The 14396-nt window shown below is 47.8% G+C and carries 14 protein-coding genes; 7 read left to right on the top strand and 7 right to left on the bottom strand.

Annotated features, from left to right (window positions below; genetic code table 11):
- Positions 1-152: 152 nt before the first annotated feature.
- On the top strand, positions 153-638 hold the full coding sequence (locus tag DW036_RS19975) for a deaminase (RefSeq protein WP_118465941.1): 486 nt from the start codon (positions 153-155) through the stop codon (positions 636-638).
- 96 nt (positions 639-734) lie between these two features.
- Here the strand turns inward: DW036_RS19975 and DW036_RS19970 are convergent, their stop codons facing one another.
- From DW036_RS19970 to DW036_RS19955, 4 genes are all read right to left on the bottom strand, one after another.
- On the bottom strand, positions 735-1817 hold the full coding sequence (locus DW036_RS19970; protein WP_118465940.1) for a YhcG family protein: 1083 nt from the start codon (positions 1815-1817) through the stop codon (positions 735-737).
- 132 nt (positions 1818-1949) lie between these two features.
- Positions 1950-2417, bottom strand: a complete 468-nt coding sequence (locus DW036_RS19965) for a helix-turn-helix domain-containing protein (protein WP_118465939.1) — start codon at positions 2415-2417, stop codon at positions 1950-1952.
- Positions 2414-4513 (bottom strand): type IA DNA topoisomerase, encoded by a 2100-nt coding sequence (locus DW036_RS19960; protein ID WP_118465938.1) that lies wholly within the window; start codon positions 4511-4513, stop codon positions 2414-2416. The genes DW036_RS19965 and DW036_RS19960 overlap by 4 nt, the downstream gene beginning before the upstream one ends.
- A gap of 85 nt (positions 4514-4598) precedes the next feature.
- Complete coding sequence (locus tag DW036_RS19955) at positions 4599-6152, bottom strand: DUF4099 domain-containing protein (protein ID WP_118465937.1); 1554 nt, start codon at positions 6150-6152, stop codon at positions 4599-4601.
- Between the two features lie 281 nt (positions 6153-6433).
- Here DW036_RS19955 and DW036_RS19950 point away from each other — a divergent pair, with 281 nt between their 5' ends.
- From DW036_RS19950 to DW036_RS25610, 6 genes are all read left to right on the top strand, one after another.
- On the top strand, positions 6434-6853 hold the full coding sequence (locus DW036_RS19950; RefSeq protein ID WP_118465936.1) for a hypothetical protein: 420 nt from the start codon (positions 6434-6436) through the stop codon (positions 6851-6853).
- Positions 6854-6867: 14 nt separating this feature from the next.
- On the top strand, positions 6868-8058 hold the full coding sequence (locus DW036_RS19945) for a DUF2931 family protein (RefSeq protein ID WP_118465935.1): 1191 nt from the start codon (positions 6868-6870) through the stop codon (positions 8056-8058).
- Positions 8059-8125: 67 nt separating this feature from the next.
- Entirely contained in the window at positions 8126-8488 is a 363-nt protein-coding gene (locus tag DW036_RS19940) for a hypothetical protein (protein WP_147401518.1), read from the top strand.
- Positions 8489-8492: 4 nt separating this feature from the next.
- Positions 8493-9482: a tetratricopeptide repeat protein gene (locus DW036_RS19935; protein WP_118465933.1), complete on the top strand. Its 990-nt coding sequence runs from the start codon at positions 8493-8495 to the stop codon at positions 9480-9482.
- 29 nt (positions 9483-9511) lie between these two features.
- Complete coding sequence (locus DW036_RS19930; protein ID WP_118465932.1) at positions 9512-10366, top strand: ankyrin repeat domain-containing protein; 855 nt, start codon at positions 9512-9514, stop codon at positions 10364-10366.
- A complete protein-coding gene (locus DW036_RS25610; protein WP_158585976.1) occupies positions 10341-10511 on the top strand; it encodes a hypothetical protein in 171 nt (56 codons plus the stop codon). The genes DW036_RS19930 and DW036_RS25610 overlap by 26 nt, the downstream gene beginning before the upstream one ends.
- A gap of 82 nt (positions 10512-10593) precedes the next feature.
- On the opposite strand, the gene mobC is transcribed toward DW036_RS25610, so the two are convergent.
- Genes mobC through mobA form a run of 3 tightly spaced genes read right to left on the bottom strand, consistent with a single transcriptional unit; the run spans position 10594 to position 14336 of the window.
- Complete coding sequence (mobC, locus tag DW036_RS19925; RefSeq protein ID WP_118465931.1) at positions 10594-12600, bottom strand: conjugal transfer protein MobC; 2007 nt, start codon at positions 12598-12600, stop codon at positions 10594-10596.
- Between the two features lie 42 nt (positions 12601-12642).
- Positions 12643-13911, bottom strand: coding sequence for a conjugal transfer protein MobB (gene mobB, locus DW036_RS19920; RefSeq protein ID WP_118465930.1), 1269 nt, complete (start codon positions 13909-13911; stop codon positions 12643-12645).
- Complete coding sequence (gene mobA, locus DW036_RS19915) at positions 13908-14336, bottom strand: conjugal transfer protein MobA (RefSeq protein ID WP_187374647.1); 429 nt, start codon at positions 14334-14336, stop codon at positions 13908-13910. Before mobA ends, mobB begins: the two co-directional genes overlap by 4 nt.
- Between the last annotated feature and the right edge of the window lie 60 nt (positions 14337-14396).

The raw sequence follows: 14396 nt of genomic DNA, 5'->3' as shown, positions 1-14396 counted from the left end.
GGATTACGGCGCAATGCACATGCTGTATGCACATACAGCGTGTCTTGCCTGTTTCGTTTCTTAGGTATGCCAGTACCTCGTACCGGAATAGCGTAATTCACGCTGTTTTTTTATGGCGCAAGGCGGGCATAACCGATAAAAAGAAAAGTGTTATGAAACAGATTACCTTGTATGTGTACCAGTCCATTGACGGATGCCCTGCCCGTGCTGACAAGCAGGTGGATGATGCTATCGGGAAAGCCGATTGCCTGCTCTTGGATGAAGAAACTTATTTAGACGTATTTATGAATCACCTCGGCTGGCCAATCACGCAAAAGGACACTTTTGTCGTGGCGCAAGCAGACTGTAACCTGACGGAAAAAGAAAGCGTGCGGTTCATCACAGGGGATGCCGTGGCGGAAATCGGACGGATGAAAGCTGCGGGTGACGGTGTGATTGTCGCTTACGGTGAAGGAATTGCCGCCATGTTGCTGAATAGCAGGCTGGCTGACGAAATCGTGGTAATTACGCTGCCGAAGGTTGCAGGGGGTGAAGAAAAGGCTTTGCGGCATATTACGGGTGACGGTGCGGCATGGGTGGTACGGTCTTGCAGGGTGCTGGATGGCGAGAAAGTAAGGACGGTGTACGGAAGGGTGTAATTTATGCGACAGTGTCGCATGAATGGGAGATAACAAAGAAAAGTGCAACAGTGTCGCACTTTTCTTGTTGAATTTAGGCAACAGTGATGCCTAAATTCAAAGCGTATCTTCGCTATCCTGTAACTCCCGGCTAAGTTTATTCTCCAGTTCTTCAATGGACGGCAACCCGGATTTAATATCTTTGGGTAATGCCTTGCCTAATTCGTAGTCTGAAATACCGATAGGCTTGTGTACATCACGCAAAGCGTATTCAGCCATAATACGGTCTTTGTTCTGACAAAGCAGCAAGCCTATGGTCTGGTTATCCCCTTCCCGGCAAAGAATATCGTCCACCGCCGAACAATAAAAATTCAGCTTGCCAATATATTCGGGCTGGAACTCCCCCCGCTTCAACTCCACAACTAAATATCGGTGCATAAAGGCATTGTACATGAGGATGTCGATATAAAAATCCTTTTCCGAAACTTCGATGTGGTACTGCCTGCCCATGAAAGCGAAACCTGCCCCCATTTGGAGAAGGAACTTCTCTATATGTTTAATCAAACCTAATTCCACGTCCCGTTCGTCGTACTCGTCGGTAAAAGTCAGCATATCGAAAATATAGGGATCTTTCAAGGTTTCTTTCACCTGCTTGGCTTGTATTTCGGGAAGGGTGGCATCGAAATTATTTGCCAGTGCGCCGTGAATATTGTAGTAGTCCTGATTGATGGCTTCGACCAGAAAGTTACGCCCCCAACCGTTTTTAAGGCACTGTATCATATACCAATACCGAGCTTTGAGGTCTTTTACCTTTTGCATCAGAATAACATTGTGTGACCAGCTTAGTTGTTTAACCGGAAGGATTAAATTTGACACTTCTAATTTGGCAACAGGTTGTTGCCAAATTGTAAGTTCTTGATTATATTCTTTATAGAACTGAATCATGCACCTGCAATTACGTGGTGAAAAGCCTTTTACCTTCGGATAATCATTCTTCAAGTCGTTGGATAACTGTTCAAGGGCATTGTTTCCCCAACCGATTTGCTTCTGACTTTCGGATAGCAGTTTGCCAATGTCCCAATACATGGTAAGCATTTCTTCATTGGCTGCGTAGATAGCCTTTTTCTGGGCGAGTGCTACACGTGCCTTGACTTGTTTAAGCAAGGTTGCATAGCTAAAGATATTGTTCTGAATTTCCATTTTATTCTTTTTATTTGAGATTAAAGGCGTTCGGGGTATTGCTGCCCTGAACGTCTGCCATCCGGTTACTCTGAAAAGGCAAAGCAACCTTTTCGGAGTGACCGACTGGCAAAGGTACTAATTATTATGGGATTAAGGGTATAATACCCGGAAATCCCGTGATCCGCCGTCGTCTATGAGTTCGTTACGGTGCAGCCAACGGAGAATTTCAGTGCCGGACTGACTACCGAAGTTACGGACACAGTACAGCCGGGAAAGGCGATACCTTTTCAGGTGGATCAGCAAATGTTCAGTTGTGAAAATGCTAAGTTCCCGACAAGCCTTGACGACACGCTGCGAGAAGCCGAGCCTATCCAACGGGGTATTCAGCAACTCACTGTGCTTGCCCGGTCTGCCCCTCTTTTTCTTCTGCTGTACATCGTCATAGATGGTATCTACCCGGTTACGCTCGAAAAGGGCGAAAAGGGATGCGCCGTCAATCATCAGGACGTTATCGAAACGGGCAAAAGCGATGTGGTTGCCGTTCATCCAGAGGGTGATGCGCTGCACGTCCGTACCGCAGATACGGGCGGCTTCTTCCACGGATAACCAGCCGTTCATCGTCTGCCGCCCTTTCCTTTTGCCTTGTCCGTGCGGGGCGGGAACTCGTACACGGTGCGGAAGTCCTTGTCGAAGGTGACGTGCGCATCGAAGGCTTTGCCGTCCTTGTTCCTGAAGCCTTTGATAAGGGATGTTTTGCCCTTGGTTACAAGGTCGGTTATCTGTTTGTCGGTAAGCTCTTTTTCGCCCTTGCTGCGGAAGATGGTAACGCCACAATCGACGTTGCTGCACTTGGCGACTTTCGGATAGAAGAGGATGCGCCCGGACTGGCATTTGGGGCAAGGGATGCGTTCACCGTCCGCAACCGATACCTGCACCTGCAAAAGTTCCTCGGTGATCTGGGCGGTATAGACTTCGATTCCCTTGCGGAACGTGGCTGCGTCCATCCCGCCCGTCTCGATGCGGGCAAGGGCGGTTTCCCATTGTCCGGTCATTTCGACATCGGCAATGCGTTTGCCCTTTACGGTATGGTACACCGCCAGCCCTTTCTCGGTCGGGACAAGATTCTTTTTGTCCCGGCGCACGTAGTCACGGGAGAACAGGGTTTCGATAATGGACGCACGAGTGGCGGGCGTGCCGATACCGATGTCTTTCAAGCTGTCCCGCAGTTCGGTTTCCTGCAACTCCTTGCCGCAACTCTCCATTGCCGAAAGCAGGCTGCTCTCGGTGTGCAGTGGACGGGGCTTGGTCTGTTTCTCCACGTTCTCCGCCGATTGCAGGGGGAAGGTTTCGCCGGGCTGCAAAGGCGGAAGGGCGGCGGCTTCTTCTTCCTCGTCCTTCTCGCCACGGACGGCACGCCATCCGGCGGACTTGATAATTGTCCCTTTGGTGGTAAAGTCGCTACCCGCTGCGGTGAAACGAACCGTTGTAACGTCCTTTACGCAACGGGCGGAGAAGGATTCGAGCAGGCGGGCGGCAACCATATCGTAAATTTTGCGTTCGTCCTCCGGCAGTTCGCCGGGCAGACATTCGGTGATAATCAGGGCATGATGATCGGTGACTTTCCCTGCGTCCACGCTGCGGCGGTTGAGTGCCGTCCCTTTCAGGGTGGCGGCATAGGCGGAGAAAGCGGGGTATTGTTCCAAAAGGGCGATGCGGGACGGGATTTCGTCGAAAACATCGTCCGAGATAAAACGGGAGCCTGTGCGGGGGTAGCTAAGTACCTTTTTCTCGTAAAGCGATTGTGCTATGGAAAGGGTTTTGTCGGCTGAAAAGCCGAGCTTGCTGTTGGCTTCTTTCTGCAAAGCGGTTAAATCAAAAAGATGCGGCGGTTCTTGGTTCACTTCCTTGCGCTGCACATCGGCAACCATGACCGTGCCCGTGGCGGTAACGGCACTAAGGGCGGTCGTTGCTGCCGGAAGGGTTTCGTACTTGTGTTCGGAGATGGCGGAGAAGGGCGTGCCGTCCTTTTCCGCCGTGATCTTTAGCTGGTAGTAGGTCTGCGGGGTGAAATCCCTGTTCTCCAGATAACGGGAACAGATCATCATCAAGGTGGGTGTCTGCACCCGTCCGAGCGAGAAAATTCCCTGTCCGGCGGCGATGGAAAGTGCCTGCGTCGCATTTAATCCAATTTCCCAATCGGCGATGGCACGGGCTTCGGCGGCACGGTAGAGGTTATCGTAATCGCTGCCGGGTTTGAGTTTATCCAGCCCGTCACGGATGGCACGGTCGGTCAGCGAGGAAATCCACAGACGGTCAAAGGGCTTGCGGCAACCGAGGTAGTTGTAAATATAACGGAATATTCCTTCTCCTTCACGACCTGCATCAGTCGCTACGATGATCCGGTCAGACTGGGCGAAAACTTCCCGGATCACCTTTAGTTGTTTGAGTACGCCGGGATCGGATTTGTACTCCTTGCCTTTCCGTATCTGGCGGGGAATGAACTTAAATTCCTGCGGGATGATGGGCAGGTTTTCCCGGCGGAAGCCCGTGTAACCGTAAGCGTCCGGCATAGCCAACTGTACAAGATGGCCGAACGCCCAGGTAACGAGGTAGTCGTTGCCTGCGAGGTAGCCATCGTGACGTTCACGGACTCCCAACACGTTTGCTATATCCTTCGCCACGGAAGGTTTCTCGGCGATAATTGCTGTAATCATAAATGTTCAATTTTTAATGGTTTGACAAAAAGTGTCCCGTCACTTAGGGCGGGACAACTGAATCGTAATAAAAAAGGGGAAAGAATTAACGGCGAACGCCCTTGCGCTGCTTGGGCTTGTCCTGCTTCTGCTCCTGCCGTTGTTCCTGTTTCTTATCCTCTTTCTGCTGCTCCTTGCGGTCTTGCTGCTGCTTCTGTTCCCCGGTAGGTTTGGTCTGGGCGGACTGCAAGGCTTCTTTGAGGCTCTTGGTCGCTTCGGTGGTTTTACCTTGTGAATTGACCGCCACCTGCACCTCGTTCTCGACTGCGGGCTTGACACGCCCCTCTTCGAGTGCGGTCTTGTAATCCTTCGGGAACATGAAAGCGGGATATTTCTGTCCGGGCTGCCATGTGATATAGCCGTGGTAGGCTTTACCTTGTTTATCCACCAGACCGGAAACCTTGACCGTCCCGCCACCGGAGAGTTCAAGCTGCGACTTCTCGGTGAGTTCCTGCTTGCGGAAGGTCTTGGGGACTTCCTGATTGGCGGTCTGCTTCTGCATTTCCCGGTGTTCGTCCATCGCCAGTTTGCCCCGTTCGCCAAAGAGTAGTTCAAGCTGCATCTTGGCGGCACTGAACTGCACGGGGGCTAAATAGGTCTTGGGCTTCTGCCCCTCTTTCGCTTTGGTCTGGAACTGGCAGACGACGGCTTCGCCCTGCTTCAACTTGGTAATTTCATCGGGGGTGAAGGTATGCCCGTTCTTCTCGGCAGGGATGCGCACCTTGTCCAGCGGGAACGACACCAGTTCGTTCGTTTTCAGGTTACGGCTGATAAGGGACGGGATTTTCTCGCCCGCCCGGTTGGTAACCTCGGCGGGATGTCCGATATTGCCAGAGAGTTTCACGGCGTCCATGTCCTTTTGGGAAAGATCGTACCCGAAAAACTGTTTCTGCATCTTGTCAAGGTCGAGAATGCCGTGGCTGCAAATGACGAGCTTGCCATCGGCGTTCTCACGCAAGGAAAGCTGGCTGTCGTTGCTGTGGGAAAGAGAACCGAGGTTGAAGTACACACGGGCTGTCTTGTCGGTCTGGAAACCTTTTAGCATCTGGTCGAGCATACCGTTCTGTTCAAGCTGCTCCCTTTTGATGCCGATGGATGCGGCGGCTTCCCAGTCAATCTTGTTCACGTCGTACTTGTACTGCGGCTGTTGCTGCTGTTCCTGCGGTTGTGGTTGCTGTTGTGGCGCATCGGTCTGTTGCTGTTGTTGTCCGGCGGCAGGTTGCGCCTGCTGTTGGCTCTGTTGTTGTGCCTGCTGGGGCGGCTGTACTTCGTACTGTGCCATGCGTGCCTGTCCTTCGGGCGTGGGATTTTGCACAGTCTGCTGGAAATCGGCGGCTACCCGTTGCACTTCCTCTTCCGGGACACGGAAGAAATGGAAACGGGTGGGATCTTTAATCTGGTTCCAGAGATTGGAAAAGAAGTTGGAGAACATATCGCCGTGGCGATCCACTTTGAGAAGGTCGTTGTTGTCCTCCAACGGGTTCTTGGTTTGTAACTTGCCGTCCTGCACTCCGCTGACGGCTTGGATGGTCTTTTCCTCCTTATCCATGACAAGAAGGATGTCCATCAACTGCTGGCTGTTGTCCGGTCTTTCGTCCATAAACTTAAATTTTTAAATGGTGAATACTAATGGTTTCCAGTGAAACCGGACGTAAATATATAGGGGAAAACATGGGTTATCAGCAAGTTTGAGGCGGGGCGTCGCTACTTGTCGTCCGGTTCGCAGGTTTGTCGTGGCGGATGGCGGGAGAACCGGAGAAGTTCGAGGTGCAAAGCAATATAAAACAAAGGGGGAAGTATTTTATCAGGTATCAGAAGAATAAAATACAGTAATTACTGTATTTTATCGGGATTTTGTTTTATATTTGGGCAAAAGGACAAATGAAGCCGTTAAATATCCTTTTGCGGACGATTATCGAAAAAGAACGGACGGGAAACGAAAAGGGAATTGAAGGACGGCGGGGTATCTTTGGCAAAAGAAAGAGGTATAATGAGATTATAAACTTAATATTTAAGCGTATGGGTGCAGTTGCAAAATTTCTTTTAACCATCACGCTAATAACTGTTATCAGCGTTGTGTTACGGATTATAGTTTCTTACTATCCGGATTATGATGCAGGGGATTTTGACTGGAAAATATTCCCTTATATCATAACAGGGCTATTCTTTCTTGCTGCCTTTCTGAACCCGGAAGGAAGCCTATGCCGTAAAGGGGATTTGATTATAGGTATCATCGCCCTTGTCCTGTCGATCATCATATCCTTTATAGCTTACGAACTCGAACACATGAGTTGGCACTAACTAAATAGTCATTTATGGAAACGATCTATCATTTCTTCAAAGAGGACAAAGCCAATGCGGTGCTATTGGTTATCGCCTGCTTGTTGCTGTGCTTTCTTTTTTACAAGGCGGCAGGAATCAAAATCAGGTTCAACAAGAAAGAACCGAGAACAATCTTTTCGTGGAGTCCGTCTGTCAGTACTCCACGTAATTACCCGGTAGAACTTCTCCGCTGCAAAGTGGGTTTCGGTAACAAAGGGGAAAGTATTCAGGTCTTTGGTTCTTTTCCGAAATTGGGTATCGGAAGAAGAGGAGCAGGTGGAGTTGATTTAAATGCTTTCGACATAGAACGTGGGTTGCCTATCCCTAATAGCCTTGATATTTTGTGGGCTGCATATACCGAGAAGAAATTCTATCAAGCAAATATCGAGTTTTCAGAGGAATTGCAAAACCGAATGTTAGAATTATTTCGAGAGGGGTACTATGGTGTCAAAGAAAAGCAACGTTTCAGATACAACAACCTTGTCATAACACTTTTGCCGGAAGGAAAAATATGGCTATACCTTGATGGCTCTCACCGTTATGCCCGTTTGGATTATACTCTACAGGCAGAAGAAGTATCAGTAGAATTAAGTGATTATGTGGATACCCGTCATAAAACAATGGATGATTTTTGTACAGGTCGATTGTCGGATTATCCCAAAGCGATTGAAAATCTATCGAAAAATGGTATTCCTAAAGGATTATGGGATACTTATGCAGAAAGATTTTCGTATGATATTCAGATTGAGTTTGAGAATGAGCAGACTGTATTTGATCCGGATTACGGGTATTATTGTTCCAATGGTGAGATGTTCGGAAGTCTTGATGATGTAAAATATTACCCTATGGCAAGGCTGAAACATTTGATAATGGCATGGAACGTTGCCGACACAGTATATGTAGGGCATCTGTTTTTTAATGAGAATGAGGTTATACACAATTATCCTGCGGCATTTGGCGATGAATCCAATCCCGATATTCGGGGGAAATTTCTGATTAAAGTCGGAGAAGATAATAACCGATTTGACATCAGCCTTAGAGTTGGCGAGAGAGAATGTAAATTTGAGGAAACACAAATTCATGTCTTTAAACGTGGAGCTAATCAGCCTAAAAAAGAAACAGTTGTATATTACAATAATCACCAACATATCCATTCGAGTGATATTAAATATATAGGAGAATAAAGATATACAAATCGGGGTATCTTTGGCAGAAAATGGAAACGGAATGTTCAACTTGAAATAATAAATAATGAAAGCAGTAATAACCCTATTAATATGTATAGCTATGGCGACTTGTTCCAATACCAGACGAGGGGCTTCTTCCGAGAAAGAGACGGGAGATATTCCTATCGCAGAACATTACGGTGATAGCTTGATCGGAAAGTTTGTCACGAACTTGTACGAGTTCAAGCTATACGACCAGCCGGAAGGAAAAGTAACGGAAGAACTTTATCCTGCCCGACATTATGGCGGACACGTGAAAGAGAAGAAAGGTGACTGGATAAGGTTTGAGGATTTACGTGCGATAAATAAACTTGCTGTTCCCTTCTCCGGCTGGACGAAATGGCGTGAAAACGATACGATACTGTTTGAAGTTTTGAAAATGCAATAAGTGTATGAGGAAATGGACTGTTTACATATTACTGGCTGTATGTTTGTCGAGTTGCGGACAGGCGAGCGGAAATAAGCAGGTAAAGCAGGGAACAGATTCTTTGCAAAATGATACTGTTGCGTTCCATCCGGTGGATTCATTGGCATACGCTTATTTGGAAAGCGGAAATATAAAGTCTGGGAGTGGTGACAAATTGGGGGCTATTGCAGAATATAACAAAGCTATTGAGATTGATCCTCTTTATATGTTAGCCTATTATAATAGAGGACTAAGTAAATCAAAAGTAGATGATAATCAGGGGGCTATTGACGATTATACTAAAGCAATTCAAATTAATCCACAAGATTATAAAACTTATTATAATAGAGGGCTAATTAAATCAAAATTAGGTGATAATAAAGGAGCCATTGCAGACTATTCCAAAGCAATACAAATCAATCCTCAATATATAAAAGCATATTTTAATAGAGGAAATTGCAAATCAAGACTTGGTGATAATAAAGGAGCTATTAACGATTATAATAAAGCAATAAAATTGAATCCACAAGATATAGTAGTTTATATTAACAGAGGAAATTGTAAGTCTGATCTTGGTGATAACAAAGGAGCTATTAATGATTATAATAAGGCAATAGAAATTGCACCTCAAGATATTGATGCCTATATAAATTTGGGTGTGGCGCAATATGAAACAAGAGATTACGAGGGAGAAATAGCTACTTATCGTCTGGCGATAAAGAACTGCTCTCCCGATGCGGATTTGTATAATAATCTGGGGCGTGCGCTGTATGACCTGAAACGCTTCAAGGAAGCTGCGGAAACATACGGCGAAGGAATAAAGGCTTTTCCGAGTGACGGAAAGTTGTACTATGGTCGTGGGCTGGCACGTAACCAGTCGGGCGATAAGGATGGGGCTTGTGAGGACTGGCACAGAAGTAGTGAATTGGGATGCTTGCAGGCTAATGCGTTGTTGCCGTTGTGTGGTAAAAAATAACAAAATTACAAACATGAAATTAAGAAGTTATGAAAATGATCTTAATATTTATAGCCATAGTTCTGGCGGGAATACTCGCCAAACCATTATTCGATGCAATTGTATCGCTATCATTTCCAACATCCGGCAAGTATGACCCGCAGGGGGGTGGGGATGGTTATGGCATTGCGATAATCGGATTCATTGTAACTGTCTTGCTGCTTGCCGTTTTTCTAACGGCACTGATTGTTGCTGCTTGTAAAATATCCAATGGATGGGTACTTACCGGGGTATGGGCAGCAATCATTCTCTTATTTGCAATATATCCGACAATTCATTTTATTAAAGAGTATCCAGATAATCAATTTACGAAAAATCGATCCAAATTGTATAAAATGCTTGCAGACGGAGCGTCTGATGAAAAAATAAAACCACTTGCAGAAAAAGTTGCCAAGAAGTGTAGCGGGTGTGCCTTTGATAAATTGGTTACATACTTCAAGTTTGATATGGCTCGTGAAATGATTGAGAATGGATATGACATATCGAAGTCAAGCTATTTATTGAGCCATATGGTAGAAGAAGACTGCTATACCGACCCAGAATTTACGAGAGCTGTTTTCCTGATTGAAAACGGGGCTGATGTCAACGGAAAGGCACTTCGTGGCACTCCGATTTTTCATGCTATTGGATGGGGAAACCTAAAATCAGTAAAACTATTATTAGACAATGGAGCAGATGTAAATATTAAAAATCAAGAGGGAGATACGCCATTGTCTTTGGCTAAACGGCTGAGAGAAGGTGAGAGCGATATTAATGACCCCCAATTTAAGGCTGACATGTTACGGCAAGCAGATGAAATAATAGCGCTGTTACTCGAGTATGGGGCAACCGAAGACAATAAATGATGCACTCGGAAAGTTGTACTATGGTCGGGGGCTGGCACGTAACCAGTCGGGCGATAAGAACGGGGCTTGTGGGGACTGGCACAGAAGTAGTGAATTGAGATGCTTTCAGGCTAATGCGCTGTTGCCGTTGTGTGGTGAGAAATAGTTGATAAATATAAATTTGTAGGATTATAGAAACGTATATTCCGCCAGCAATCTGTCTGGCCGGAATATACGTTTTTCATTTATCACACATTCTTAATCAGGTGCGAAAGTTCGGGATCAGCCTTGATTCGCTCTATTTCGTCGGCAACAATCTGCTTGACCTCGTTCTTGATGCGGTAGTAGTTCTGTTCAATCTGCTGCTGCATGGTGTCGTTGCCGTCCTTGTCGGTGAAGTCGATAATCTGCGGTATCTTCACGTAACGGGCGGTTTCCCGTTTGACCTGCTCGTTATCCACGACAATCTCGGCGTGGAAAATCTTCTGCTCGATGCGCTCGTCGAAATTGTCCGCTACCGCCCCGACAAACATACCCTGTGTCAAGTTACTGATTTTGGATGCCGGGATAAGGCTATCCATTTGGGTATTGATGGAAACGGAAGTTTCGTTGCGGTTGATAGTCATGTTTTGCCGTTTCTGCAAGACCTTGCCGAAACGCTCCGACAAGGTTTTGGCGGTTTCGGCAACTACCTGACCTGCAAAGACATTGCCGACGGTATTGCAGATCACGGCACTCTCCTTGTCGCCGTAGTCCCTTTTTAACTGACTGAAATCCTGAAAGCCCAGCATGACAGCTACCTTGTTGCTTCGGGCGGTGGCAATCAGGTTATCCAGCCCACGCATGTAAATGGTGGGTAACTCGTCTATGATTACGGCGGATTTGAGCCGTTTCTTCTTGTTGATTAACTTCACGATACGGGAGTTGTACAGACCGAGAGCCGCACCGTAAATGCCCTGCCTGTCGGGATTGTTGCCGACAACCAGCACTTTCGGTTCTTCGGGGTTGTTGATGTCGAGCGTGAAATCATCCGCCGTCATTACCCAATAGAGAGCCGGGGAAATCATACGGGAAAGCGGGATTTTGGCACTGGCTATCTGCCCCTGCAACTGCTCCACCGCCGAGGATTCCCAAGCGTCCATAAAAGGACTTAAATAGTTCTCCAGTTCGGGGTAACTGGTGAGGATGGGGAAAATATCAGCGTACTTCCGGTTCAGGAACTCTATGGCATGGGGGAAGGTGCAATACTTGCCGTTCTTGTAAATTTTTAAATACCATATAATACTGGCTAACAGAATGATAGGAGATTCTACAAAGAAGTCGCCCTGCTTGCTGATCCAAGTGCGGTTCAAATTTAACATAATCGTGTACGCACTCTCGTAGGCATCGGATATGTCGGTCATAAAGTCCGGGTGAATGGGATTGCATCGGTGGCTACCCGCCGGATCATCGAAGTTTATCACGTAGAATTTCGGCTTGACCTTGTAACCGTCCAGATTGTTGAGCAGGTGGTTGTAAGCAATTTCGGAAAGATCGGGATATTTGAAATCGTACAAGAAAACGGAAAATCCTTTCTCTATAACCTGTTTAATGTATTGATTTATAATTGCATAGGACTTCCCGCTGCCCGGAGTTCCCAATACCATTGTCGCACGAAAAATATTAACAAGGTTAATCCACCCGTCATACGTCTTTCCCCTGAACCAAAAGCGAGTGCGGAGATTGACGGAATACTCGTTCTCTTTGAGTTCAGTTTCCTGCATAAAGCTCTCGTTCTCGATATTGAACACATCTTCAAGCAGGTTGGTTTTGAGCAGGCGGGACATCCACAGTCCTGCCATGAGCAGTAGGATATATCCTGCTGTGAGGGTGGCGATGTAGAACACCGTGTTTGCTGACAAGGGTAACGGGAGTGCGAGCAGCCACCAGTTGAAAAAGAACAACAGCAATCCCGACACACCGGAAAGAATAATCTTCCGCCAAGTGATCTTCTGCTCCTTCACGCCCTTTGTGCCTAAACAGGACAAGGCGAGGAACACCACGGCAAAGAATTTCGTCCAAAGGATATTGGAGAACAGCCCGGCGGTATGCTGGAAACCGAGCAGGATTCTATCGACCACGCCGATATTGATACCCCACTCCCGGATGGACTGGTAACAGAACCAATAAATATTGATAACTACAAATAAAATACTGATAGCACGCATGAACTCCATTACTTTGGCAAGTCCACGCAAATCGTCTTCGTTTTGCATATTGATATAAATTTTAAATTGAGTAAACTAAAAAACGGAAGGCTACTGCTGCCTGCCGTACCTGCGCTTCTTCTTCCTTTTCCGCTGCTGCGGTGCGGACTGGTCGCCGGATGCACCACCCTGCACGGGTGCGAACAGGCTGAAAGCGTTTGCCACATTTTCAGCGGTACTGTCCTTGTGGTCGGGCTGGTACGCTGTATCACGTTCCTGCCATTCAGGTGCGCCGGAATGTTCCTGCTGCTGTACAGAGTGCGTACCGTCCTGCCCAGCAAAAAGCTCGTTAAATACGCCTGCTGAAAACTCCTTGCCCAGACGGGAACCGTTGAAAACGGTCTTGTCGGCATGGTCGATAAAGGTTGCGCCATAGATGCGCCCGGCTTCGTTCTGACGGAACACCACACCGATACCCTGCCGGAGCAGTTCACGCTCGAAAAGTACCCGGTCATGCCCGGCGGTCTGCATGGCTGCCGCTATGCGGGCGGCGGTGTCGGCTGTAATGTCCTTGTGCTTCTTTACCCATGCAGCGGAAACCTGCATACGCTTTTCCAGTGCGTCGATGCCTGCCTCTTTGCCGAAGATGGAAGATTTGAAGGGCTTACCTACCTTGTTACCTTCCTTATCCGTTGCCGAATAGGACAAGCCGTGATACTCCCGTCCGCCATATTCCCCTTTGACTTCATTCACCGAAATACCGTAAAGCGAAAGTACGGCACGGTATTCGCCGAGCGACTGGAAACGCCATTCACGGGCTATCGGACGAATCACGCCCGCCAACTGCCCTTTGAGGTTGCCGCCCTCGTAATTGACGGGCGACAAGGGCAGCCCTTCCTTCCACTCCTTTTTGGTTGCCGGGGTAAGGCTGAACTGTTGTTCCAGTTCCCGGCAGACGGCCATCGAACGCTCGTGTTCGTAGCTGTCGGAAATGGCATGCCCGGTTTCGTCCACCCGGACGGAAACGATATGCAGGTGTTCCCTACCGATGTCGTTGTGGCGATAGACAATATAGGGCTGGTCGCCGAAGCCCATGCGCCGCATATACTCTTCCGCCAACTTGATAAACTGCTCTTCACTCACGCAATCTTTCGGATCGGGATTGAGAGAAATGTGCAGGATGGGTTTCTCGGTCTTGCGGTTGGCAGTCAGGTAGTCCTCGAACGAACGGGAAAGATGCTCTATTGTGTAGGGGTTATCGCCCTGCGGCTCGATAATCCGGTTACCGAAAAGCACGTCGGCATGAAGCTCGTCCACCTTTAACTGGTTGTACGAAAGCACGCCGTACAGACTGCTGCCGTGTGAAATCTTGGCTATCATCGCACCGGGTATTTGGTCTGAAACTCTTCCACCAGTGCGGAAATCTGTTTGCTAAGTTCCACCAGTTCGAGGGTGTACTGCTCCAATTTATAAAGGAAAGCGAGGGCTTTCTTCTCCGAGAAATTGGATTTGAGCGCACGCACGCATTGGTTATAGTTCACGCCGATGCTGCGAAACTGGGAGTGAAAAGAGGTCAGGCGCATGTAGAAATCCTGCGTGCCCTTATCGAGTTTCACGACCTTTATCTCCCTGCCGAAGAGTGCGGAAACGATAAATTCCGCACGGGTTGCCTTTCCTGATTCATCGAAAAGGGCAAGGAAACGGGCGTTGTCCCCGTCGTCCAGACGGAACACGTAGCGGTGGCGCATCTTGTCGGATTTGGGCTTTCGCCCGTGATTGTTGGAATACTTCTTCTGACTATCCATAGTCCTATCAAATTTTAAGTGAAACATGGGTTGAAACTGCCGTATGCCGGACGGCTCTCC

The sequence above is a fragment of the Bacteroides sp. AF39-11AC genome, assembly GCF_003474285.1.
In the GTDB taxonomy this organism is placed as follows: domain Bacteria; phylum Bacteroidota; class Bacteroidia; order Bacteroidales; family Bacteroidaceae; genus Bacteroides.
This window is presented reverse-complemented; position numbering and strand designations above follow the sequence as displayed.

Bases quoted from the DNA above. Each gene is read 5' to 3' on its own strand.
- DW036_RS19955 (WP_118465937.1), bottom strand. From the start codon at position 6,152: ATGGACGAAAGACCGGACAACAGCCAGCAGTTGATGGACATCCTTCTT.
- mobA (WP_187374647.1), bottom strand. From the start codon at position 14,336: ATGGATAGTCAGAAGAAGTATTCCAACAATCACGGGCGAAAGCCCAAA.
- DW036_RS19945 (WP_118465935.1), top strand. From the start codon at position 6,868: ATGGAAACGATCTATCATTTCTTCAAAGAGGACAAAGCCAATGCGGTG.
- DW036_RS19970 (WP_118465940.1), bottom strand. From the start codon at position 1,817: ATGGAAATTCAGAACAATATCTTTAGCTATGCAACCTTGCTTAAACAA.
- DW036_RS19950 (WP_118465936.1), top strand. From the start codon at position 6,434: ATGAAGCCGTTAAATATCCTTTTGCGGACGATTATCGAAAAAGAACGG.
- mobB (WP_118465930.1), bottom strand. From the start codon at position 13,911: ATGATAGCCAAGATTTCACACGGCAGCAGTCTGTACGGCGTGCTTTCG.
- DW036_RS19930 (WP_118465932.1), top strand. From the start codon at position 9,512: ATGAAAATGATCTTAATATTTATAGCCATAGTTCTGGCGGGAATACTC.
- DW036_RS19935 (WP_118465933.1), top strand. From the start codon at position 8,493: ATGAGGAAATGGACTGTTTACATATTACTGGCTGTATGTTTGTCGAGT.
- DW036_RS19960 (WP_118465938.1), bottom strand. From the start codon at position 4,513: ATGATTACAGCAATTATCGCCGAGAAACCTTCCGTGGCGAAGGATATA.
- DW036_RS25610 (WP_158585976.1), top strand. From the start codon at position 10,341: ATGGGGCAACCGAAGACAATAAATGATGCACTCGGAAAGTTGTACTAT.
- DW036_RS19965 (WP_118465939.1), bottom strand. From the start codon at position 2,417: ATGAACGGCTGGTTATCCGTGGAAGAAGCCGCCCGTATCTGCGGTACG.
- DW036_RS19940 (WP_147401518.1), top strand. From the start codon at position 8,126: ATGAAAGCAGTAATAACCCTATTAATATGTATAGCTATGGCGACTTGT.
- mobC (WP_118465931.1), bottom strand. From the start codon at position 12,600: ATGCAAAACGAAGACGATTTGCGTGGACTTGCCAAAGTAATGGAGTTC.
- DW036_RS19975 (WP_118465941.1), top strand. From the start codon at position 153: ATGAAACAGATTACCTTGTATGTGTACCAGTCCATTGACGGATGCCCT.